The organism is Chitinimonas prasina (assembly GCF_030160395.1).
GTDB classification, from domain to species: domain Bacteria; phylum Pseudomonadota; class Gammaproteobacteria; order Burkholderiales; family Chitinimonadaceae; genus Chitinimonas; species Chitinimonas prasina.
Genome location: NZ_BSOG01000001.1, coordinates 619,432 through 643,331 on the forward strand (window position 1 = coordinate 619,432; position 23,900 = coordinate 643,331).

Sequence of the window (23,900 nt, forward strand, 5' to 3'; positions counted from 1 at the left end):
TCAGAAGTCGAGCATCTGCCCATTCTTGAGCATCTTGGGACGGAAGCTGGCCGCGTCCTCCCCGATTTCCTGCATGGTCAGTTCAATTTCCCCCGGTTTCAAATGGGTAATGAAGATTTCAGCCGGGCGGTTCAGCTTGGCCAGTTCGGTGGCCAGCATGGCAGGGCAAAGATGGCGCGATGCCTCGGCCAGGGCGCGCTCACGATTGCAGAACGCCGTTTCTATGATCAGCGTCTTAAGATTCTCGATAGCATTGATCACCGGCCAGAACGCATCGTTGATCGTGGTATCCCCGGTAAACACCAGGCTATGCTTCCCCGAATCCAGCTGATAGCCCACGGCCGGTACCGTATGCAGGGCAGGCAGGGCGGTCACGCTCAGCCCCGGTTCCGGCATCACCGTCTCCCCCTGCTCAAACTGGACAAAACGCAGGAAGGGCGCCGCCTTATTGGGTATTTCCCGGAAATCCGGCCAAACCCGCCAATTGAATACATGGGCAGACAAGATATCCAGGGTGGCCCGGCTGGCATACACATCCAGCGGCTTGTCGCGCATGGCGCCCACGGTATCCACCAGCAAAGGCAGCATGGCAATATGGTCCAGATGGGAATGCGTCAGGAACACCCGGTCTATCTGGCTCAACTCAGCCACCGACAGGTCGCCCACCCCCGTCCCCGCATCGATCAGCGTATGGCGGCCGACCAGAAAGGCGGTGGTACGCATGCCACCGCCTATTCCGCCACTGCAACCGAGCACCTTGAGACGCATCCTCTTATCCTTGCCGACGGCTACTTGGTATCAAACTCATACACACCATCCCAGTCGGCGGGCGGCGGTGACTTGCGGAAGTGCGCAATACGGTCCAGATAAACCTGGTATAGCTTACAGTCCGGTCGCTGGTTCTTCAGGTTGATCAGCTGCATCTCAGCCAAGTCCCAGTTCTGGCCGCGATAGTGCTTGAGGGTGCTGTGGAACAGCTCGACTTCCTTCTTCAACGCCTTGTCGACCGCCTCCACCGTGCCCAGTGGCTCGTAGATGGTGACGGGCTCATCCTTGCCCTTCACCCTTACCCGGTCCAGTTCCCGGAACACGATGCCATCCCTGACTGCCTCATGGGTTTGCTCACCCACGATCATTCCCACGCCATACTGCTTGGTAATGCCCTCCAGCCGGGAGGCCAGGTTGACCGCATCGCCCATCACCGTATAGGCCTTGCGTATCTGCGAGCCCATATCGCCCACCGTCATGCGGCCAGTATTGACGCCCACCCCGATATGGATCTCGGGCCAGCCCTTCTCGCGCATCTTGGGCCCTAGCGCCGCCATGGCACGCTGCATTTCCAGACCGGCCAGCACCGCATTGCGTGCATGGTCAGGGTCATGGATGGGCGCGCCCCAGAAGGCCATCACACAATCGCCCATGTATTTGTCGATGGTGCCCAGATACTGGGTCCGTATCACATCCGACAGCGTGGTCAGGAACTCATTCATGAACCGCGTCAGCTCCTTCGGGTCCATGCTCTCCGAAATGGTGGTGAAACTGCGCACGTCCGAGAACAGCACCGTCAGCTCGCGGCTTTGCCCCTCCATCGAATACTTCTCAGGCTGCTCGCTCATCTTGGCCACCAGCTCGGGCGGCACATACTGGCCAAACAAGCTGGCCATCTGCTTCTTGTTGCGCGATTCAAAGAAGTAACCATACGACATGGAGATCGCATACAGCAGCATGATGCTCAACAGCAACGATGCCAGCGGCAGATCCAGCTGGGAGTACTTCCACAGTGCGAAATCGCCCACGACAACCAGCACGGCCAAGGCTGCCGTCACCACCGTACCCGGCAACGGATTGAGCTTGACCAGGGCCAGCATCAGGGTCCCGCCCACCAGCAGCAGCAAGACCATCTCAGCTCCGATCAGATAATCCGGCTTGGCTGGTAGGGTGTTGTCCAGCAGGCTAGCTATCAGGTTGGCATGCACCTCTACCCCCGGGTAGACCGACTCCACCGGCGCCACCCGCAAATCCAGCAGGCCGGGGGCGGTGGTGCCCACCAATACCAGGCGGCCAGAAATGGCGTCGACATCAGCCTTGCCATTAAGCACATCGGCAGCCGATATGTACTTGAAGCTGCGCTGCCCGCCACGATAGGGCACCAGCGCGCGTACCGACTGATCCACCGGCACGGTCAGATGGTTGATCTTCAGGCCCTCCAGCGGCTGATAGGAGCTCAGCCAGGAGTCCGTGCCATACAGCGGCACAATCTCGGGGAAGCTCAGATACGCCCGTACCATGGCCAGCGAGAGCGACTCATAATACTTGCCCTCGTGCTCGACCAGCATGGCCACCCTGCGCGTCACACCATCAGAATCCGGCAGCGGATTGAAATGCCCGGCCAAGGTCGCCTGCTGCATCAATACGGGCAGATTGGCACCATATCCCGGCGCCGGTATAGGGTTGACATTGCGTCCCTTGAACATGCCAGCAGGCAGTACCGGCTTGGGTAGCTGCCCCGCCTTGCGGGCGCCATCTTCAAAGCTGAAGTAATAGCCCAGCACCACCGGCTTGTCCTTGAGGCTGGCGGCAAACAGGCTGTCGTAATCCAGCCTGCCTTCCAGCTCGCTCAGCTTGAGCCTGAAGTTATCGTCACCCTTGAACTCGGTCTCGGCCAGCCGCTTCAACACCGGCAGGCCCGAGCTCTCGTCCTTCTCAGCAAACACAATGTCAAAGCCCACCGCCGCGGCCTTGTAGTCCCCCGTCAACTTGTCCACCAACTGCGCCACGGTGTTGCGGGGCCAGGGCCAGCGCCCTACTTCGGCCAGGCTCTTCTCGTCCAGGTCCACCACCACCACGCGCGGGTCTACGCCACCCGGCATGGTCAGCACCACGCGGGCATCGTAGAGCCACAAATCCATCTGCTCCACCAGCCTTGGCCGCCAGAAGCTGGCGGCATAGCCCATGAAGTAGATCAGTACCAGCAGGCTCAGGGCGAGTTGCAGCCAGTATTTACGCAGCGTTTTCATGGCGCCTTACTTGTAGAAGAACTCCATCTTCACACCAGCCAGCTCGATCACATCCCGGTCGCTCAGCTCTTCCGCCTGCACCCCGATCTGCCGCCCGTTCACCAGCGGTCGGCTGGGGCCTTCCACATGAGTAATGAAATAGCCGGTGGGCCGCTTGGTAATGATGGCCACCTGCACGCCTGGCTTGCCCAGCGAGGTCAGGTTCTTCACCAGGTCCAGTGCCTTGCCGGCATTGGCGCCGCTCAGCACCTTGATGCCAGCAGCCCGCGCCTCGGCAGCGGGTGCAGCAGTAGGCGTTGCGGCGGGCGGCAGCTCCATCACCGTATCGCCAGCGCGATAGCTAGGCGTCGCACCCGGTGTGGCAGCCGGTGGCGCCGCCGGCGCCGTGGGTTTCACCCCGCCCGGCCGTATCACCATGGTCTTCTCAAAATCTTCCTGCGGCGCGCCAGCGGCAGCCTTGGCAGCCCCCTCGGCCATGAACTTGAGCTTGTACTTGCCCAACTCCACCAGGTCCCCATCCTGCAGCAACTGCCGCTTGACTGGCTGGCCGTTCACCTGAGTGCCATTGGTGCTATCCAGGTCCTCCAGAAACACATCTGCCCCTATCATGCTCAGCCGGGCGTGCTCGCCCGACACCGCAAGATTGTCGATCTGCAGATCGTTATGGGGTTTACGACCTATGGTCACCGTGTTCTTTTCCAGCTTGAACTCGCGTAGCACCATGCCATCGAGACTCAAAATCAGTTTGGCCATCTGCTTAGTCCTCTTATGTCAGCCTGCCAGCCAGCCAAACAGGCGAGCCCACAGACTGCGTTCGGCGGCAAAACTACGATTAATACGGATCAATATCACGGAAACATTATCGCGTCCGCCGTTGTCATTAGCCATCTGTATCAATTGCTCGGCCGCCAGCGGTAAATTGCCCGACACGGTACTCAGCACCGCACCAATGTCGGCATCATCCACCATGTCGTTAAGACCGTCCGAACAAAGCAGGTAAACATCGCCAACCTGCACCTCGAAATCATTCAATTCCGGGTCCAACTGTGGATCGATGCCGACCGCACGCGTCACCAGATTCTTGTTCTGGGATCGGCGCGCCTCATCGGGCGTAATCAGGCCATTATCCAGTTGCTCCTGTAGCAGCGAATGGTCGCGGGTCAGCGGGCCGAACTCTGCGCCGCGCAGACGGTACAAGCGCGAATCACCCACATGGGCCGAGGTCATACGGTTATCGTAGAACAAGGCTGATACCAGCGTGGTGCCCATCCCTGCGCACTGTGGCTGGCTCTGTGCAGTCTGGAAGATCGCCAGGTTAGCCTTTTCGATTTCCAGACGCAGGATGCGATGGGCGGCAGACTTGCCGCTGAGCGCCTCCGGTGCATGGGGCGGCACCACCTCGATGGCCGCCTTGACGCCCTGGGCCAGCAAGGTGGTGGCAATGCCGCTGGCCACCTCACCCGCGTTATAGCCCCCCATGCCGTCGGCCAATATGGCCAGGCCACTGTCAGCGTCAAACACGATTGCGTCTTCATTGTGGCTGCGCACCATGCCGGCGTCGGTCAGCCCATACATCTCAATTGCGTGTGCAAGTGTCTTCATGGCAACCCCTTACAGTCCAGCCGCGCACTGCTTGAGCGCTTCGGCGAATTCCGCCCCGGTCTGGAAGCGCTCGTCCGCGTTCTTCTTCAAGGCGCGATCGATCACCGCCACGACGCTGGCAGGCAGGTTGGGGTTGAGTTCCCTGGGGTTGGTGTACGGCTCATTGGCAATACGGAACATCAGCTCCGCCATGGATTCTCCCTTGAACGGCAGTGTGCCGACCGTCATCTGATACAGCATCACCCCCAGGCTGAACAAGTCGGAGCGACCATCCACCTTCTTGCCGCTCAGCTGCTCCGGCGACATATAGCTGGGCGTACCCAGCACCATCCCGGTCTTGGTCTTGCTGGAATCCGTAATACGGGCAATGCCGAAGTCGGTCACCTTGACGATCTTGGTGTCCATCTCATACATGATATTGGCAGGCTTGATATCCCGATGCGCCACATGCTGCTTGTGGGCATAGTCCAGCGCCTCGGCAGTCTGGATGGCGATATTGACCACATCCGCCACCGGCAGCAGTTGACCGGCCTTGGTATGCGGGGCCAGGTCCTTGCCCTTGAGGAACTCCATGGCGATATAGGCCAGGTCATGCTCCTCACCCGCATCGTAGATGGTCACGATATTGGGGTGGTTCAGCCGCCCGGCTGTCTCGGCCTCACGGAAGAATCGGCTGCGCGCCTCCTCCAACTCATCCGCCTCGAACTCCTGGCTCAAGGCCATGGTCTTGATGGCCACCACCCGGCCTATCTTGGGGTCGCGTCCCAGATAGACCACGCCCATGGCGCCCTTACCCAGTTCCTTCTCTACTTGGTAGCGGCCCAGCATGGGCTTCTCTACAGCGCCACCATCGAGTATCAGGGTGCTGGCATTGCTGCGGTTGCCCGCACCGCCCAGTATCACCGTTTCGGCCATCTGCTTGGCACGGTTCAGCTTCTGGTCCAGATCCTTGAACTTGGGGTTGAAACCGGCCATATGCCGATATACCGACTCCGCCTTGTTGAACTGGCGCTTGCGCTCAAAATCCAGCGCCAGGTTGTACAAGGTATCCATCATGGTGTCGTCCATGGGAATCTTGCGGAACTTGTCAAAAGCCATATCCAGCTGGCCTTGAGTCTGAAAAGCCAGGCCCAGCATACGATTGGACTCCGCCGCCGACAGCTCGGATGCCTCGCTGCGGCGTTCGGTCATCAAGAATCGCTTGGTAGTCAGCACCAGATGCCCGACGATCAGTAACGCGGCCGGCGTCATCATAGGCAGCCACAACAGCTGGGTGGTCATCAGGACAAAATGCGCGACTACCAGCACCACGAACAGGCCGCCCGTCACCATGGCAGCAGCCCCCGCCCCCAGGCGCGGCAGCAGTGCGATCAGGTAGGCTGCCACCAGCAGGCACAGCCCCAGCTGCACCCACACGCTCCAACCGGGTGAAGAGAAATAATCCTGCTGCAGAATGCTGGAAACATTGTGTGCCAAAGACAGCACAGGTGGCGTACCAGAAGAGATGGGCGTCACCATGGTAGTACCCAGGCCCGGTGCCGTCGGCCCGATCAGTACGATCTTGTCTTTGTACTTGGCGAACGGAATCTTGCCACTGGCTACATCGTAGAAAGAGTCCACGGGTATCGCCGAGCGGCCATCCACATCCGGGTAGTAATAGGTCAGGAAGGTGGAATACGACTGGGTCTTGATATTGATGCCGCCCAGTTGCACCGACTCGCCCAGGTTCACCGTCACCTGCTTGGGCGCCAGGTTCAAACTCTTGGCTGCCGTCAGCAACGATAGGGAAGGGTAGATCTCATCGTAATAACGCAGTACCAGCGGTTCCTCGCGTACCACGCCATCGGCGGCATCGGGCCGCACGGTCAAATGCCCCACGCCAGCAGCCTTTTCTCCTATGCGGGAAATGGGTGGCACCATATACATGGTCGGAATTGGCCAGCCAGACGAGGGGTCACCGGCTACACCCACCTCGTTCTTCAAGACATAAGCCGGGGTTTCTTCCTCGGGGTTTCCTACCGGCTCACCCAGCTCCAGCAACATAGGCAGCAACACATTGCCCGCCTTGCCCACGCTATCAGCCAGCTGTTTGTCGAAATCCAGCTGGCTGACTGCACCCTCCAGCAAGGCGCCAAACTTGTCCGGCGCCGCCGCCACAGGCTCGGCCGGTATCACAGTGCCGTCGGCAGCGATGGTCGGCTGTGCCGCCGCAGCGGCAGCAGCAGCAGCAGCAGCAGCGTCGCCATGCTGCTTGCGATAGATGTCGAGCAATTGCTTGAGGTAATCGGCCCCTTTGTCCTGCTGCGGCTCGGTGTAGAACACCGTGCTGGTGATCACCTTGGGCTTGGCCGCTGCCAGCTTGTTGATGAAATCGGCATGGACATCGCGCGACCAGGGCCAGCGGCCTATGTTGTCGAGGCTCTGCTGGTCTATCGCAATCACGGCAATACGGTCGTTTGGGGTACGGCTGGTCATGCCCACACCGGTGTCGTAGGCCTTGCGCTCCAGCCCGGCCAGCACATTGGTGCCTATACCGGCGATGGCAAAAACCACCACGACCACGATGCCGACAAACCAGTCAGCCTTCCAAAAAGCACGCTTCATTATTTCTCCCTGGCCCAGTTACTTTTTCGGGCTGTAGGAAGATTAGATGGCAAAGGCGCGCAACGCCAGCCTCCAAGCCATTTTCGCGGGGTAAAAAGTCGGCTTGCAGACAACTTCATCAGCGGTTACCGCGCGCAAAAGGCGGCGTAAACGGTGTCAAAACGCGATCAGCGGCTTGATCTTGCGGCCAAATTCCCGCCATGCATCAGGGTGATACTCTTCCAGATGGCGGTGGTCACGGCGCCAGCCGAACAAGGTCAGGGCCGCACCGGCAAACTGCAGGGGCATGTTGTCATACTCCGACAGACTGACCATCAGCTCCGCCTCGAACAGGTGCCGCACGTCCACATTGATCAGTACTTCCGCCTCGGCCAAGCGCGCCAGCTCCACCATGGCCTGCCGTTCTTCGCCCTCATCCAGCAGCGCTAACAATTCATCCACGGCTTCCAGGGCATCGGCCTCATGTAAGCGCAGCCCCAGCCACTCCACGGTTTTGGGGTCGCGCTGCCGCAACCAGCTATCGGGCTCCATCCAGCCGAACAGGTCCACCCCGGCGCGCAGGAAGGCATCATGGTTGGCGGCAATGTCGCAGCATACCCACAGCATGCCGTCTTCAAACAGCTGCCACAGCAAGGGATCGCGCGCGCCTGCGTCGCGCAGTTCAAAGGCATCCAGCACGGCATCAAGCTTGGCCATGGCCTCCTCCTCCGTGCCCTGTTCGTTCAACTCCGCCAGTTTCTCGATATGCGGCCGCAGCAGCGCCTCCGCCTCCACCTCGCGCGGGTCGCGCTCGCTATCAGGCGGCACCACCGGCTGCGGCGGGGTACGGCTCATCTCCGACGACTGCCACATGGCCTCCTCAAATGCCAGGCGCAGCGCCTGAAACCCCTCCGGATTCTCCTCCGGCCGGGTGGCCTTGAGCAGGCGGGCATAGGTACGCTTGATCTCGCGCTCATCAGGCGTAGGCGCCAGCCCCAGGCGGTCCCAGCAGTTCATATCAGACATGGCATTCGGCTTTCAGCACTGCCGCCGGCTCTCCGGCGCAATGGGGTTCGGTTCAGAAAAGCAGGTGGTGCGCCCACGCAAGCGCGGCCAGCAGTACTTTATTTGCAGCGACCGGTCGCCAGTTCAAGGCCTGTGCGCCACACCTCGGCTCGCCAGGTCGCTGCCCATGCAAGCCACAAGCATAAGGTACAAACCGCGCCCCGGGCGGATACCGTCAGCGATCTGCGACACCGCCCTCATCCGGAGCGGCAGCAGGCTTGCCGGCCTGATGCTCCAGCCAAAACCATAGCGTCGCAGCAAATGCCAGCATGGCAAACGCCAGCGCCAGCCAGCTCTCGATCTCCATGATCGCCAGGCTGGCCGTACCGACAAAGGTCGCCAGCAAGGCGCACGCCAAGACCGACAACGGGCCGAAGCCATTGCGGGCAGCACGCGCCAACACATCCTGCCGCTCAGGCTGGCGATGCAAGCCCGTCAGCCTGCGCCAGCCCTTCTGCACGGCAGCAACAGACAATACCAGCGCCGCCGGCAGTACAAACATGGTGGCCAACCAGAGCAGCACCCGCCAAGCCAGCGCCAGCTCCTCCTGGGTAAGGATACCTATTGCCGGCAGTATCGCGGGCAGCCAGCAGGCGACCAGCCCATGCCACCAGCCCCCCTGCAAGCTCAGCCGGTCACGTCGCCAGAAAGTCACCCGCTCGGGGGCAATACGCGCAAACAAGGCCGGCCAATGCTGTTCGACATAGGCCAACACATGCCGCACCCGCAACTGCAGCGGGAAGCGCCCTGCCAGCCAGTGCTGGCGCCAGGCAGGCATGGGCTGCAGCAGCGCATGCAGCGCCGCCGCATCGGTATCCGTCTGCCGCGCCCCTGCGGCCGCCATTTCGCACCAACGCTGCCAGACCCGCTCTTGGTCCAGCTGTCCACACAGCCAAGCCGCCGCACCACTGAGGCCCTCGCAGCTTTGGCCATCGGCATCCTGCCAGCCAGCCCAGCGCGCCAGCGCGCCCCATAGCAGCAAATGCTTTTCCGACTCCTCCTGCCACAATGTCGCCAGCCGCTCAGCCATGGCATGCCGGGCCGCCCCGTCCACCCAGGCCGGATCATCAAAACCCGCCCGCAAGGCCGCCATGCGCGCGACCTCATCCTGCCGGTCGGCTGCCTCCAGGGCCTGCTGCATGCGCTGCGCGCACAGCTGGTAAACCCGGCCACCCGCACGGCTCAGCCAGCTTTGCGGCCAGCCCGTCCAATCGGCCTGCGGATCAAGCCAGCAGTCCTCCCTGGCCGTGAGCAGCAAGGACTCCGGGTCCAGCTCCTGTGCGAAAGCGGCATGGCACAGCCGCTCTAGCTTGGCCAACAGGCCAGCTGGCGCTACCGTCTGTCCAGGCAGCGCCACCAGCTCAGACAGCAGGCACAGCATCATCTCATCGGGTGCCATGGTGGGCGCAGAGCTGTGGAAATCATCAAGCCAGCCGGCCCAGTCAATAACCGCCCGCAGCAACAGCATGGGCGGCTCTGCCCTGCCGCGCAGCCAATTGGCCAGCACCTGCTTGAGCATGTCGCGCCCATCCAGCGATTCCCACCGCGATGCCCGCACGATCAGTTCAAACCGCGCCACCGCCCGCGACTCACTCTCCTCCAGTGCCGCCGCAATCAGCTTTACCGCCTTCTGGGCGTGGATGTAAGCGCAACGCGACCGCGCTCTGGCCAGCCACTCCATGGGCGCGTCACCCGTACGAGGCGCCTCACCCAGCCAGCCGTACTCCTCGGCCAGCCCCAGCACCTGCTCATCGCCCATGTCCCGGTCAAATGCCACCTGCCGCAAGGCCTCGCGGGCCTGATCACGTGGGGCGCCAGCATCACGCTGCCAAACAGTACGTACAGTCGGCTGCGCGGGCATCTCCACCCGTGTCTCTGCCATGGCGGATACTGCTGCAGCCGGCGACGCCGTACTGGCGTGCAGCTCATCGGCCGGCGCCAATGCGCCTGGCACCACCGTTGCCGAGACCTCGCCCTCAGGCGCGGCCACCGCCTCGCCGCCTTGCGCCTGCATGGCCTGCCAGCGCGACCATCCCAGCGCATGCTCATAGGCCTCGCGCAGCCGCACAAAACCGGCAGCATCGTCCTCCGGCCGGGTCTGCTTCAGCCTGGCCGCATAGGCGCGCCGTATGGCACGCTCATCGGTGGTTTCGGCCAGGCCCAGTACATCCCACGGCATCAGAGCCAGCCTTCGCCTTCAAGCTGGTCCAGCAGCGTCTTCAACTCATCGCGCCCCTGCTTGATCGTGTTTTCTTCCTGGCTCTCCAGCATGGACTGGAACCGCGCCGTCGCCTGCGCGATCCACTGCCGCTCCTCACCCAGCGCTTGCTGGAACATTCGGTCTGCCCGCGCCATCAGCTGCGCATTGGGCAGCAGTTCACGCGGGTGTATCTTCAGTTTGGCCAGGGCCGCCAGCTTTTCTTCTATCTCCGCCGGTGTCAGCACACCAGGGTTCTCTTCGATGATCAGCCTGTGCTTCTCGCCCGTCTCGGCCACCGTCATCTCCGCTTCCAGCAAACCGTTGACGTCATAGGTGAACCGCACCGACACACTGATCTGCCCCGCCGGCCGGGGCGGCACGGGTATGGTGATCTCGCCCAGGAAGATATTGTCCTTCACCAGCCGGCTCTCACCCTGGTAGACACTGACATGCAGCGCCATCTGGTTATCGACGATGGTACTCACCACCTGCTCGCGCGAGATGGGCACCACCGAATTGCGCTCGATGATGGGCAGGTAAAAACCCGGCTGGAAGCGCCCGGTCGCAATCTGCTCGCTTACCTCGATACCCTGCGAATAAGGGCAGACATCGGTCATCACCACTTCATTGAGGGTCTCATCGCGTGCCTTCAGCCCGGCCATCACCGCCGCACCACGCGCCACCACTTCGTCCGGGTTCAGGTTCATGGCCGGCATGCGGCCGAACAGCTTGGCCACCAGCTTGCGCACCGCTGGCATGCGGGTCGCCCCGCCAGCCAATACGATCTGGTCCAGGTCTATGGCCTTCAGGCGGGCATCGCGCAAGGCCTTCTCAATCGGCTCGCGCAGCCGTTTCAGCAGGGGCTCGCACAGCTTGAGAAAGGCCTCCTCGCCTATCGCCCAGCGCAGGCTCTGCTCCTGGTAGCGCAGCTCCATCGCCACCTCGGCCGTCCCGCTCAGGCCCCGCTTGGCCTGCTCGGCCTGCTTGCGTAGCGCCTGATAGACCACGGGGTCGGCCTCTTTGTCGGTCAGCCCGTGCTGCTTGCCCACCGCCTCGATAAACCCGTCTATCAGCGCCTCGCTGAAATCCTCGCCGCCCAGGAAATTGTCCCCCGCGCTGGCGCGCACCTCCATCACCCCCTCAAACAACTCAAGGATGGAGATATCGAATGTCCCACCGCCCAGGTCAAACACCAGGAAGCGGCTTTCCGGCTCGTTCTGGTGCAGGCCATAGGCCAGCGCCGCCGCCGTCGGCTCGTTCACCAGCCGCTCCACCTTCAGCCCGGCCAGTTGGCCCGCTATCTTGGTGGCCTTGCGCTGGGCGTCACTGAAATAGGCCGGCACGGTAATCACCGCCTCGGTCACCGCCTCGCCCAGATAGCGCTCCGCATCAGCCTTGAGCGATTTCAGTACCAGCGCAGACAGCTCCTCCGGCCGGAACAGCTGGGTGCCCAGCCGCGTCTGCCGGTCAGAGCCCATATAGCGCTTGAACACTGCCGTCGTCAGCTGCGGATGGGTAATCAGTCGCTCACGCGCAGCCAACCCCACCAACACCGCACCGCTGTCATCCAGCCCCACCACAGACGGTGTCAGGGCATGGCCCAGCGCATTGGGAATCATCTCTGCCTGGCCATCACGCCAGACCGCAACAAGGCTATTGGTCGTACCCAGGTCAATACCGATAATCATGACTAATGCCGCTTATGGCCTACGCCAAAAAATAAAGCGACTATTTTACGTCAGGGGGCCGCAATACGGCGCAGAGAAGTCGTACGCGCCACACCTTGTTCGCATTTTCTGAATGAAATCTTTAAAAAGCTCCGCTATCCCTGCTTGGAACTCGGCGGAATAATGCACATCAACAACGAAGCCGTTGATCAAATCCGATAACGGCCACGTACCGGGAAAGGCAGACAACATGACCATCAAATACACCCTACCCGCCCGCCTGCTGCACTGGCTGGTCGCGCTCGGCATCATCGCCGCCTTCGCCCTGGGGCTGACTACCGACAGCATGGAAGGCTTCAGCATGCAAAAGCTCAAGCTGATCAACTACCACAAGTGGCTGGGCATAAGCGTTCTGGCGCTGGTGGCCATACGGCTGCTATGGCGCCTGAGCCACCGCCCGCCCGAGTTGCCAGCCCAGATGCAGCCATGGGAGAAACAGGTCGCCCACTACACCCATATGCTGCTCTATGTGCTGATGTTTGCCGTCCCCCTGGGTGGCTGGCTGTATTCCTCCGCCAAGGGCTTCCCGGTCGTATGGCTGGGCCTGGTTGAACTGCCCAACCTGATGGACAAGAACGAGGAACTCGCCGGCACCATTAAGTTCATGCACAAGATCGGCGCCTGGACCCTGGTACTACTGGCCGTGGCCCATGCTGCAGCTGCCTTGAAGCATCATTTCATCCAGAAGGATGATGTGCTGAAACGAATGCTGTAATTTTCAATCGAACAGCGCCATTCAACACCGCCCCGCTTTATCAGGAGCCATCATGCGTCGTACCGCCCTATTCCTGTCCCTGCTCGCCGCCGGCACCCTGGGCCAGGCCCAGGCCGCCCCGGCCGATCCCGCCAAGAGCTCGGTCAAGTTCGTATTCACCCAGATGAACGTCCCGGTAGAGGGCCAGTTCAAGAAATTTTCCGCCGACATCGCCTTCGACACCGCCAAGCCCGATACCGGCAAGGTCAATATCGCCGTCGACCTGGCCGCCACCGATGCCGGCAGCAGCGATGCCAACCAGGCCGTGCAGATGAAGGAATGGTTCAACACCAGCAGCTACCCCAAAGCCACCTTCAGCGCCAACCAGTTCAAGCCCCTGGGCGGCGGCAAGTTCAGCGCCACCGGCCAGTTCTCGGTCAAGGGCAAGACGGCCAACCTGACCGTCCCCTTCACCGTCAAGCCCGATGCCAAGGGCAGCTGGTACGAAGGCAGCTTCCCCCTCTCACGCCTGGCCTGGAAGATAGGCGAAGGCGAGTGGAGCGATGTCGGCGCCGTCGCCGACGCCGTTCAAGTCAAGTTCAAGCTGTATGTAGCAAAGTAGAGATCGTTCGTGTGGGTAGCCAGCGGCTGGCCCCACAGTAAGAGCCTGTTAAAACCCAAACCAAGGAGTTTCACCCATGCAAACCAAGTTGACCGCCCTGCTCATCGCCACCGCCCTCTCTGCCACCGCCCTGGCCGCCCCTGAGAAGTTCGTGCTGGATACCACCCACACCTACCCCAGCTTCGAAGTCAATCACCTGGGCTTCTCCATCACCCGTGGCTTCTTCAAGGAAACCGAGGGCACCCTGGAACTGGATCGTGCTGCCAAGACCGGCAAGCTCGAAGCCACCATCAAGGCCAGCTCCATCGAAACCGGCCTGGGCAAGCGCGACGACCACCTGCGTGGCAAGGACTTCTTCAACGTAGCCGAATTCCCCACCGCCGTAGTCAAGGCCGACAAGTTCATCTTCGAAGGCGACAAGCCCGTCAAGGCCGAAGGCAACCTCACCATGCTGGGCGTGACCAAGCCTGTCACCCTCAACATCACCCCCATGAAGTGCGACATGCGCATGGGCAAGGACTTCGTCTGCGGCGCCGATGTCACCACCGTGATCAAGCGCAGCGACTGGGGCATGAAGGCCTACGTGCCCTTCGTGGGCGACGACGTGAAGATCACCGTCCAGGTCGAAGCCGAAAAGCAGAAGTAAGTAGATTGGACAGCAGCGGTGCGGGGCGAGTCGCACGCCGCCTACCGCTGCGACAGGAAAAACCAGGGCGACGGTTATCCGTCGCCTTGGTTTTTGGGGCTTCGAAGAATGGATCCTCTTTAACTTTGACTGTAACCGACCAGCGCCCCCACCTTGTTGGCCGTGCGCCAGTGGTCGAGTGTCTGTTCGGAAATGCCCAGGTCGCGCGCAAACTAAGCGGGGTCTTGCCTTCAACTTCGACCAGGCGGACAGTTTCTTGCTTGAATTCGGTGGTGTAGCTTTGTCGTGGAATTTTGTGCATTCGGTACCTCTGTAGACCTGTTTACCCGGTTACGATTGGTATCCGAAATCCACGCCCAAGCTCACTCTCATTTGTTGTACTTTGGCTTTGACACACCTTTTTGTTCCCGACGAAGATTTGGAAATACCTCTACACCAATGGCTATGCCGATTTTCGACGCTCGAGCCATTGTTTCTGGGCATAGCAGATCCCCGATGTTTAAACACCCAGGCAATTGAGCGATTAGATCGACCTTGCCACCGCTCTCAATTACCGCCCTAACAAAATCCAACCTCCCCTCAAGCCAACATACAACATCGCCTATTTCATCGAAGAAATAGCGTTCACCCTCTGTCCAAGTTTGAAGAGACCACATCGTGCTAGGTCGATTAACATCGTTTACATCCCAAGAATGGGTAGGACTGACCCCCAGACCCTCCGAGATTGAGGAAACAGACAGCCTTGGATGTCTTATAAGCAAACGAATGCTGTAAAGATGAGCCCTAATGCTATCGTGGCTAGACAGTACTTCACTCATTACCAATCTCTCCGCCCTTTATTACCACGACCTCTCCTCCATGGAAGCTCACGATCCTTCCTGCGGCGACCGCCAGCCTCACTTCCGCCAATCATGTCGCCGGCGCTACCTGTATAAATCCAAGATCCGTCAGGGCGCTCAACCCAAACCTCTCCTGACGGTGTAACACGGACATTGTCTATTGCCCCAGTGTGTAGGGCAATGGGATGGACTTCCCCCTCCTGAAACGGCATCCAAATGCCAAACTGGAAATCGTCAAACCACCAGTTAGTCAGATAAGAAGGGGTCCACCATGAAGCTTAAGCGCTTGGGTATTTATCTGGCCAAAAACATCTTCCAGTTGCACGGGGTCTGACCTTCCCCCACGCAGGTCTACCAGGGATTAGTTAGCAATTACTGCGGGCTTTGCGCACCCTGGGTCAGCGAGCGCCACGACAGGTCAAGCGGCGCAATTCACCGTACGCCTCGCGCGATCAACGATATCCACGACGACAGTCACTGGATTGCACTGTAGTCATGGCTGAGCCCCAGCTGATTCACCCACGGCAGCAACCGTCGAGCTCAGTCTAACCGAACAGTTGAGGCCTGCCCCCTCAGTTTTCTCTCAGTCTGAGCTAGGGATTGTATTCAAGTCACAATCACAATGGGGGCAATGATCGCTAATGTATATCGAAAACTTAAGAAGCCCCGTAGCTCCTACTTGCTTGCCACATTGCGGACAAACAATTCTTTTCGCGTAGTAGAAAGTAGCAACATGCATTGCAAAAAACAAAAAGATTATTACAACTGGATGCACCACCTCCGTCAGAATAATCACTAACATCACAACCGCAAAGGCAAGTATTGGCACCCAAATAGTAAGAAGATAATGCTGGTAAGGACTAGTGCGCATTTCTACCCTCGACTAAAACCAACTATCTCACATAGCCTTGCATGGGGTTTGGAACCAACCCCCTCAAGCCCGCCTTAAAGACATCACTTAATTCGCGCGCACCTTTTCTGAGTGCGTTAAATGATTTCACCTACACCTCCTTGATACTCAACATGTAGGTCGTAGGCCGTGATACCAAAATCGCAGGAGGGGCAGCGCATAAGGCGCAAAGCGCATTTCATCGTACAAGAATGACTCAGCGCCCAGTTTAATGCCGAATGTAGCAGTGGTCAACATCGCTTACATACGCTAAGGCGTAGCTCACGCCTGCCCATCAATATATCACCAAAGCCAGCAAAATTAGTGCCCCTGAGCAATCGGGCTGTATCGTGCTATATTTAGTTTTAATGGCATGACCTACGCGCTGGTGGCCTGAAAAGTGGCGGGCTTTTAGTGAAAAGCCCACTCGCTATGTGTACCCTAGCTGTTGCGGACGAGCGGACGGGGCACCACGGCCCTACGGTCGGAGCAACAACTTGTCCTGGCGAATTACCCCGTACGCAGGGGTAAAACGAAAGAACCTGCTGCAATCTCAATAATATCTCCAGATTGCATTTCAATCTGCAGGGTTTCGGTCCCATCTGCCTGTTGAGTTGGTCCCATCACCCCATTCACACTAACACTTCGCCCCCAATCATTTCGTTTCGGTACAAACAGCCTTACAACATTCTCAGCTTTTAAGGAGACCGTCTCCGAATTTGGATTGAGTAAAGTCAATGTTACGCAAGCATCCTTCCAATCAAATGCCAGCGAAACAAGAGTCCAATCATGCACAGAGTATCCTTTTATTTCCTACCCAGGGGAAGATGTGCCGCTGGCGACTCAGTAGGCACCAAGTTGCCATTAATTCCCAAGCGTTGGCCTTGTGGGTTGTTTACATGGTAGTGCGTAGGTCGCCATAAGCAAAGCGCATTGCACCCTGCCTTGGTTCGAGCCACTGCTGCTCCTTGCAGGGAGACGGCTCGTTATAGGCAAATAAATCCAACCAAATAGTATTGAGACCTACCTTCATGGTTTCAGGCGCCGATGGGCGACCCTATGATTGTAACCCTGCGGCGCTGAAACTGCCTTAAGGGTCAACAGCGTCACTGCGGAGACAGCTGGTTATCCAATACGATGCCGAACAATGACTTGTGAGCAAGAATTTTCATGGATTTCCCAGTCATGGCTGTTGCGTAGAATCGCTCAGTGACACAACGACTTTCATGGATAAGTTCACTACCTATATTAAACTCAACAACATATTGACACTGCCCTTTTTTCCTAGGCGGAAGATTTTCTTTCTTTGACAGTATGAATATATCCAAATTGGAGTTGGGATTTTCAGTCAACCTTATTAACTCACCAGGGAGGTATGCAGTCCCAAAACCAAGCCCGCCAAGAACAATAACAATGACTATACCGCCCAGCACAGGATCGACCACTCTATGCAAAAGCGACTCTTGCGGCTCTGTATTGGAACCGCCATTTAATCTTCTGCAAATAGCAAGATAGCCAATAAAAGCAACAGCAAAGCCCACATACAGGGAAGTTGAATAAACCACCACTTCGTCCGCAGGAATAAATATCGCACTGGATACAATGCAGGCGTAAAACACCGCCAACAAGTTAGCAACCAAGAGCAATATGAGAAATACCAACATAGCTGATTGGATTCGCCCCCCGCATACTTGATCAAACCCCGGCAATTGAGGAGTATTCCATGAGCTAACATAAGGAGTATTCAATGAGCTAACCAGTTGAAACGGGAACTCACCTTCCGGAAAATCCGCCCCGCCAATAGCTGAGAATTCAAGCTTCTGTATGAAGCCATTTCTAAGCCATAGATCAACCCCGACACCGTAAAACAATGTTGTGCTTTTAATCAGCGGCGCCCCAGGAGCGTTGGTATAATTGACGGGCTGCACACCGGGCGGGACGCTGAGTGTTAAGATTAAGGTAGAGCCGTCTATGCTGCGTTCAAGTGGCTGTGCCAGATTGCATTGAGCCTTGAGCGGCTCACTGCCACATTTTAAGGCGAACCAATCTAAAGTCTGACGCTCAAGTGAGGTAAATTGCATGGTGGTTATTATTAAGCAGGCGTCACAAGAGAACGCAAAGATACTGCATTGACAGATTAACCCCTCCCGACCCCAATAAGATCAATTGTTTGAGCTGGGATCGAGTATTGCCCGTCATGGAATGACGCGACAGTTTCAAGGCAAGGGTTGAAAGTAGGGCCGGATAAAGGCACGTCACCGACTATTAACCGCCAAGTCAGAGAAGCAATGTCATTGTACCGATACCCCACCAGAGACGAAAGATGCCATATCGACGCGTTTGTCCGCCGTATCCTGACGCCCGCCACGCCGTCAACGGGGTCACACACCACGCCAATGGCGGGGCGCCTACAGGATTCTTGGACTTTGCATGCCGGGATACGAGCCTATTTAGCGCGCCTAACAAAACCCCGCGTAGCTGGTTCCGGCTAAGCGTGCACACCCAAGCAAGGGCTTGGCCACGTGCTGACACTGAGCAGGGGCAAACCCCGCAGACGGGTTACACCAGCGGCCTGCTGACTAAGGCCCGCCGGCATGAGATCAAAGGATGCATCGCTAGCCTAGCCTACCTGCCCCAGCAGTTGCACCTGGGCTTGCCATCCCATAATCCCACCCCAATCAGCAGGGCACAGGCAATCCGCAATACCCTCAGGCCAAACACCCCAAGCTAAATCGCATAATCCTCAGCGAATACCCTGGCCGACCGGGGGCGTATATAGACCCGCTCGCCCGAGGCATAACGCTGGCCAGCGTAGGCATCGCGGCTCAGCTCAGCCTCGACCGGGTCGCCGTTTTCCAGGCTCAGTTCCAGCCGCACGATGGAGCCTATGGCGCGGACATGATCTATCTTGGCCGCCAGGGTCTGCGGCGCCGGCTCGCGCAGCAGCTCGATATCGTGTGGCCGCACATAGGCCACGGCACCGTCGCCTGCCACGGGGTGCTCGCCCACCTGGGCAAAGCCACCGTGTACCCGGCTGTGGAACAGGTTCACATCACCGAGGAACTGGTAGACGAAGGGGGTGGCAGGGGTGTCATACACCTGTTCGGGCGTGCCCACCTGCTCTATCCGCCCCTTGTTCATCACCACCACACGGTCGGCCACTTCCAGCGCCTCTTCCTGGTCATGGGTCACAAACACCGAGGTCACATGCACTTCCTCGTGCAGGCGTTTGAGCCAGCGGCGCAGCTCCTTGCGCACCTTGGTATCGAGCGCGCCAAACGGCTCGTCCAGCAGCAATACCTTGGGCTCCACAGCCAGGGCACGGGCCAGGGCGATACGTTGGCGCTGGCCGCCTGATAGCTGGGCCGGATAGCGGTCAGCCAGCCAATCCAGCTGCACCAGATTGAGCAGCTCATGCACCCGCCGCTTGATCTCGGTATTGTTGGGGCGTGTGTGCTTGGGCCTTACCCGCAGACCAAAGGCCACGTTCTCGAACACCGTCATATGCCGGAACAGGGCGTAGTGCTGGAAGACAAAACCCACCTGGCGCTCGCGCACATGGGTGTCGGTGGCGTCTTCGCCATGGAACAGTATCTGGCCGCTATCCGGCGTCTCCAAGCCGGCGATGATGCGCAGCAGGGTGGTCTTGCCGCAGCCCGAGGGGCCCAGCAGCGCCAACAGCTCGCCGGTCTCAACCTTGAGATTGACCTTGTCCAGGGCAGTAAAGCTGCCGAACTGCTTGGCGATCGATTGGATTTCTATGCTCATTGCGAGTCACCTGTAAGAGCCTGCTACGGGTTTATATCGTTGAAAACTGACGCCAATTCGCTGGCTGGCGCGTGCCGACAAGGATGGGCATATGGGCTTCATCCCACACCGCACTCATCACAGGGGCCAGCACAGCGGCCTCCCCAAGCCACATGCCATGCATCAGCGCGTCATGATTCGTAAACGGCTGCGCGCTCCGCCGCCATCTGCCGCTCGGTCTGCCACTCCACCCAGGTCTTGGCCACCAGGGTCACCAGCGCCAGCAGGGCGAGGATGGAGGCGCAGGCAAACGAGGCCACAAAGTTGTACTCGTTGTAGAGTATCTCCACGTGCAGCGGGGTGGTGTTGGTCATGCCACGGATATGGCCGCTGACCACCGATACCGCGCCGAACTCACCCATGGCCCGGGCATTGCAGAGGATCACGCCATACAGAAGGCCCCATTTGATATTGGGCAGGGTGATCTTCCAGAAGGTCTGCCAGCCACTGGCACCCAGCACCATGGCCGCCTGCTCTTCTTCAGTACCTTGTGCCTCCATCAGGGGGATCAGCTCACGGGCGATAAAGGGGAACGTCACAAACATGGTGGCAAGCACGATACCGGGCACGGCAAAGATGATCTTGATATCGTGCGCTTGCAGCCAAGGGCCCAGCCAGCCTTGAGCACCGAAGATCAGCACATAGATCAGGCCCGCCACCACCGGGCTGACCGAGAACGGCAGGTCTATCAGGGTGATCAGCAGGCTCTTGCCCTTGAAGTCGAACTTGGCGATGGCCCAGGCTGCCGCCACCCCGAATACCAGGTTGATCGGCACCGAGATCAGCGTCACCGTCAGCGTCAGCTGCAGGGCCGATAGCGCATCGGGTTCCTTCAGCGCCTCCCAGTACAGCGCCCAGCCCTTGCGCAGGGCTTCGGCAAAAATGGACACCAGCGGCAGTACCAGGAAGAAACCAAGGAACAGCAGCGCGCCCGTCAGCAGCAGCCAACGCACCCATACGGCCTCCTGCGTGGCGGCCGAACGGACGGCGGTAGTGGAAACAGCCTGCATGTCGGCTCCTTACTTGCGCATGCCGTGGCGGCGCGCATGCCACCACTGGATCAGATTGATGGCCAGGATCAGGACAAAGGAGATCAGCAGCATCACCGTGGCGATCGCCGTTGCCCCGGCATAGTCGTATTGCTCCAGCTTGCCTATGATCAGCAGCGGCACGATTTCCGACTCCAGCGGAATGTTGCCGGCGATAAAGATGACCGACCCGTATTCGCCTATGGCCCGGGCAAAGGCCAGGGTAAAGCCGGTCAGCAAGGCAGGCAGTGCCGCCGGAAAAATGATCTTGCAGAAGGTCTGCCAGCGATTGGCCCCCAGGCAGGCAGCGGCCTCTTCCAGCTCGGCCTCCAGGTCCTGCAGAACCGGCTGCACCGTGCGGACCACAAAGGGCAGGCCGATAAAGGTCAGCGCCACCACCACACCCAAAGGCTTGAAAGCCACCTGTATGCCCAGCTTGGCCAGTTGCTCGCCTATCAGCCCATTGGGCGCATACAGGGTAGTCAGGGCAATACCCGCCACCGCGGTAGGCAGGGCGAATGGCAGATCAACCAGCGCATCGACGATGCGCTTGCCAGGAAAGGAATAGCGCACCAGCACCCAGGCCACCAGCAGGCCGGCAAACAGGTTGATGACGGCGGCGATCAGGCTGGCGCCAAAGGTCAGCTGGTAGGCCGCCACCACCCGCTCGCTGCTGACTACCTGCCAGAACTCGGCCAGGCTCAGGCTTGTGGTCTTGATCACCAGGGCCGACAAGGGGATCAGCACCAGCAGGCTGAGGTACACAATGGTGTAGCCAAATGCCAGGTTGAAGCCAGGCAGGACGCTGGGTTGTTTGAATCGCATGGGGCGTCAGATCATCGGGGAATGGAAGGCAGGGGGCGCCACAGCGCCCCCCGATGCGGCGATTACTTCTTGGTATAGACCTGGTCGAAACTGCCGCCATCGTCGAAGTGGGTCTTCTGGGCGCGACGCCAGCCGCCGAACACTTCATCCACGGTAAACAGCTTGATGGCAGGGAACTGGGCAGCATACTTCTTGGCGATGGCCGCATCCTGCGGGCGCAGGTAGTTCTGCGCCGCGATCTCCTGCGCCGCCGGAGTCCACAGGAACTTGAGATACGCTTCGGCCGCCTTGCGTGTGCCCTTCTTGTCCACCACCTTGTCCACCACGGTAACCGGGGGTTCGGCACGGATGGACAGCGAGGGGTACACCACCTCGAACTGGCCACGGCCAAATTCGCGGGCAATCATTTCCGCCTCGTTCTCGAAGGTCAGCAGCACATCGCCGATCTGGCGCTGCATGAAGGTGGTGGTCGCGGCACGGCCGCCCGAATCCAGCACCGGCACGTTCTTCAAGAGACCTGCCACAAAATCACGGGCCTTCTGCTCGTTACCGCCCGGCTGGCGCAGGGCATAGCCCCAAGCGGCCAGATAGCTGTAGCGGCCATTGCCGGTCACCTTGGGATTGGGCATCACCACCTGCACACCCGGCTTGACCAGATCGGACCAATCCTTGATCTGCTTGGGATTGCCCTTGCGCACAATCAGCACCTGCAGGCTGGTGAACGGCAGGCTGTTGTTGGGCAGGCGGCTAGCCCAGCTTTCCGGTATCAGCTTGGCCTTGTCGTGCAGGGCATCGATATCCGGCGGCATGTTCATGGTGATCACATCGGCTTCCAGGCCGTCTATCACCGCCCTGGCCTGCTTGCCCGATCCGCCATGCGACTGCTGTATCACCAGATCCTCGCCGGTCTTGGCCTTGTAGGCTTTGATAAAGGCCGGGTTCAGATCCTTGTAGAAATCGCGCATCACGTCGTACGAGACATTGAGCAGCTCGGGGCCCGCCAGGGAGGCCGCCGACAGCGCGGTAGCCACTGCAGCAGTAAGCAATCGGGTCAGCTTGGTCATATCAGTCACGCCAGATGAAAATAAGGACGGGCTGAGCATAACAGTCCGTCCTTATTCCCATTAAGAATGCTTTATTAAGCCCTAATAACCAGATCAGCCTATCTGTGCCAAACCCTGGCGCAAGTCGTCTATCAGGTCATCCACATGCTCCACGCCCACCGAGAGACGCAGCAGATTGGGGCCAACGCCTCGACGCAAACGGTCTTCCTCAGGAATGGACGCATGGGTCATGGCCCATGGCAGATTGACCAGGCTCTCCACTCCACCCAGGCTCTCGGCCAGGGTAAACAGCTTGAGCGCCGCCAAGAAGCGCCGCACGCCGGCCTCGTCTGCCTGCAAGCGTACCGAGACGATGCCACCAAAGCCGCGCGGGAACTGCTGCCTGGCCAGCGCATGCTGGGGATGGCTGGGCAGCCCGGGGTAGATGACGTCGGCCACCCCAGCCTGCTGCCCCAGCCATTCGGCTATCGCCTGGGCATTGCTGCAGTGGCGCTGCACCCGCAGTGGCAGGGTGCGCAGTCCACGCAGGGCCAGGAAGCTGGAGAACGGATCCAGCACCCCGCCTATGGCGTTCTGCAGATAGCCCAGCCGCTCGGCCAGTTCAGGGCTACGGACAATGGCAGCCCCCCCGATCACATCCGAATGACCATTGAGGTATTTGGTAATCGAGTGCAGCACGATATCGGCGCCGTATTCCAGCGGGCGCAGCAGATACGGCGTGGCAAAGGTGGCATCCACCACCACCATGGCGCCAACGGCATGGGCGGCGTCGATGGCAGCTCGCAGGTCGATCAGCTTGAGCAGCGGGTTGGTCGGTATCTCTATCCACAAGAGTTTGGTGCTTGGGGCAATGGCAGCACGCACGGCGGCGGTATCTTCGGGCGCCACATAGCGCACCTTGAGTCCAGCACTGCGGTTACGCACACGCTCGAACATGCGGTAAGCACCGCCGTAGAGGTCATCCACCGCCACCACTTCGCTGCCGGCATCCAGCAGCTCCAGCACGGTAGACATGGCCGCCAGGCCCGAGGCAAAGGCAAAGCCGGCGACACCGCCTTCCAGCTCGGCCAGTGCCTTTTCGAACGCCCACCGGGTAGGGTTGCCGCTACGGGCGTATTCATAACCGCTGTGCTCGCCCGGTGCACGCTGGGCATAGGTCGAGCTGGTATAGATAGGTGGCATCACCGCGCCAGTCGCGTCCGGGGTGTAGCCCGCGTGCACACTCAAGGTATCCAGGTGTTGTGTCATCGTGTCCTGCTCCTGCTTGGGCCAGGGTCATGGCCCGGTTATCG

The 23,900-nt window shown here is 59.5% G+C and carries 19 protein-coding genes; 3 read left to right on the forward strand and 16 right to left on the reverse strand.

The genetic code is table 11. The features are described from left to right. The 8 genes from QQK16_RS02975 to QQK16_RS03010 all read right to left on the reverse strand — a co-directional run bounded on the left by QQK16_RS02975 (window position 1) and on the right by QQK16_RS03010 (window position 12,155). On the reverse strand, window positions 1-723 hold the full coding sequence (locus QQK16_RS02975; protein WP_284194934.1) for a 3',5'-cyclic-nucleotide phosphodiesterase: 723 nt from the start codon (window positions 721-723) through the stop codon (window positions 1-3). Between the two features lie 65 nt (window positions 724-788). After that, window positions 789-3,017: a CHASE2 domain-containing protein gene (locus tag QQK16_RS02980; protein WP_284194935.1), complete on the reverse strand. Its 2,229-nt coding sequence runs from the start codon at window positions 3,015-3,017 to the stop codon at window positions 789-791. A 6-nt stretch (window positions 3,018-3,023) separates the two neighbouring features. After that, the gene (locus QQK16_RS02985) at window positions 3,024-3,770 is read right to left on the reverse strand and encodes an FHA domain-containing protein (RefSeq protein ID WP_284194936.1); all 747 of its coding nucleotides are present in this window, start codon (window positions 3,768-3,770) and stop codon (window positions 3,024-3,026) included. 18 nt (window positions 3,771-3,788) lie between these two features. Then, a complete protein-coding gene (locus QQK16_RS02990) occupies window positions 3,789-4,619 on the reverse strand; it encodes a Stp1/IreP family PP2C-type Ser/Thr phosphatase (protein WP_284194937.1) in 831 nt (276 codons plus the stop codon). Window positions 4,620-4,628: 9 nt separating this feature from the next. Further along, window positions 4,629-7,223, reverse strand: a complete 2,595-nt coding sequence (locus tag QQK16_RS02995) for a CHASE2 domain-containing serine/threonine-protein kinase (protein ID WP_284194938.1) — start codon at window positions 7,221-7,223, stop codon at window positions 4,629-4,631. A 156-nt stretch (window positions 7,224-7,379) separates the two neighbouring features. Then, the gene (locus QQK16_RS03000) at window positions 7,380-8,228 is read right to left on the reverse strand and encodes a hypothetical protein (protein WP_284194939.1); all 849 of its coding nucleotides are present in this window, start codon (window positions 8,226-8,228) and stop codon (window positions 7,380-7,382) included. Between the two features lie 214 nt (window positions 8,229-8,442). Beyond that, window positions 8,443-10,446 (reverse strand): hypothetical protein, encoded by a 2,004-nt coding sequence (locus QQK16_RS03005; protein ID WP_284194940.1) that lies wholly within the window; start codon window positions 10,444-10,446, stop codon window positions 8,443-8,445. Continuing rightward, on the reverse strand, window positions 10,446-12,155 hold the full coding sequence (locus QQK16_RS03010; RefSeq protein ID WP_284194941.1) for an Hsp70 family protein: 1,710 nt from the start codon (window positions 12,153-12,155) through the stop codon (window positions 10,446-10,448). The genes QQK16_RS03005 and QQK16_RS03010 overlap by 1 nt, the downstream gene beginning before the upstream one ends. Window positions 12,156-12,384: 229 nt before the next feature. Here QQK16_RS03010 and QQK16_RS03015 point away from each other — a divergent pair, with 229 nt between their 5' ends. The 3 genes from QQK16_RS03015 to QQK16_RS03025 all read left to right on the forward strand — a co-directional run bounded on the left by QQK16_RS03015 (window position 12,385) and on the right by QQK16_RS03025 (window position 14,156). Beyond that, complete coding sequence (locus tag QQK16_RS03015) at window positions 12,385-12,909, forward strand: cytochrome b (RefSeq protein ID WP_284194942.1); 525 nt, start codon at window positions 12,385-12,387, stop codon at window positions 12,907-12,909. Between the two features lie 52 nt (window positions 12,910-12,961). Further along, window positions 12,962-13,510 (forward strand): YceI family protein, encoded by a 549-nt coding sequence (locus tag QQK16_RS03020; protein WP_284194943.1) that lies wholly within the window; start codon window positions 12,962-12,964, stop codon window positions 13,508-13,510. A gap of 76 nt (window positions 13,511-13,586) precedes the next feature. Then, on the forward strand, window positions 13,587-14,156 hold the full coding sequence (locus QQK16_RS03025; protein WP_284194944.1) for a YceI family protein: 570 nt from the start codon (window positions 13,587-13,589) through the stop codon (window positions 14,154-14,156). 368 nt (window positions 14,157-14,524) lie between these two features. Here the strand turns inward: QQK16_RS03025 and QQK16_RS03030 are convergent, their stop codons facing one another. From QQK16_RS03030 to QQK16_RS03065, 8 genes are all read right to left on the reverse strand, one after another. Next, window positions 14,525-14,974, reverse strand: coding sequence for a hypothetical protein (locus QQK16_RS03030; RefSeq protein WP_284194945.1), 450 nt, complete (start codon window positions 14,972-14,974; stop codon window positions 14,525-14,527). A 1,420-nt stretch (window positions 14,975-16,394) separates the two neighbouring features. Next, window positions 16,395-16,679 (reverse strand): hypothetical protein, encoded by a 285-nt coding sequence (locus QQK16_RS03035; protein WP_284194946.1) that lies wholly within the window; start codon window positions 16,677-16,679, stop codon window positions 16,395-16,397. Window positions 16,680-16,990: 311 nt separating this feature from the next. Next, the gene (locus tag QQK16_RS03040; protein WP_284194947.1) at window positions 16,991-17,965 is read right to left on the reverse strand and encodes a hypothetical protein; all 975 of its coding nucleotides are present in this window, start codon (window positions 17,963-17,965) and stop codon (window positions 16,991-16,993) included. Window positions 17,966-18,611: 646 nt separating this feature from the next. Beyond that, window positions 18,612-19,652 (reverse strand): sulfate/molybdate ABC transporter ATP-binding protein, encoded by a 1,041-nt coding sequence (locus QQK16_RS03045; RefSeq protein ID WP_284194948.1) that lies wholly within the window; start codon window positions 19,650-19,652, stop codon window positions 18,612-18,614. Between the two features lie 170 nt (window positions 19,653-19,822). Continuing rightward, entirely contained in the window at window positions 19,823-20,701 is an 879-nt protein-coding gene (cysW, locus tag QQK16_RS03050; RefSeq protein WP_284194949.1) for a sulfate ABC transporter permease subunit CysW, read from the reverse strand. 9 nt (window positions 20,702-20,710) lie between these two features. Then, window positions 20,711-21,544: a sulfate ABC transporter permease subunit CysT gene (gene cysT, locus QQK16_RS03055; protein ID WP_284194950.1), complete on the reverse strand. Its 834-nt coding sequence runs from the start codon at window positions 21,542-21,544 to the stop codon at window positions 20,711-20,713. Between the two features lie 62 nt (window positions 21,545-21,606). Next, window positions 21,607-22,608, reverse strand: a complete 1,002-nt coding sequence (locus tag QQK16_RS03060) for a sulfate ABC transporter substrate-binding protein (RefSeq protein ID WP_284194951.1) — start codon at window positions 22,606-22,608, stop codon at window positions 21,607-21,609. 93 nt (window positions 22,609-22,701) lie between these two features. Continuing rightward, window positions 22,702-23,856 (reverse strand): trans-sulfuration enzyme family protein, encoded by a 1,155-nt coding sequence (locus QQK16_RS03065; RefSeq protein WP_284194952.1) that lies wholly within the window; start codon window positions 23,854-23,856, stop codon window positions 22,702-22,704. Window positions 23,857-23,900 lie beyond the last annotated feature (44 nt).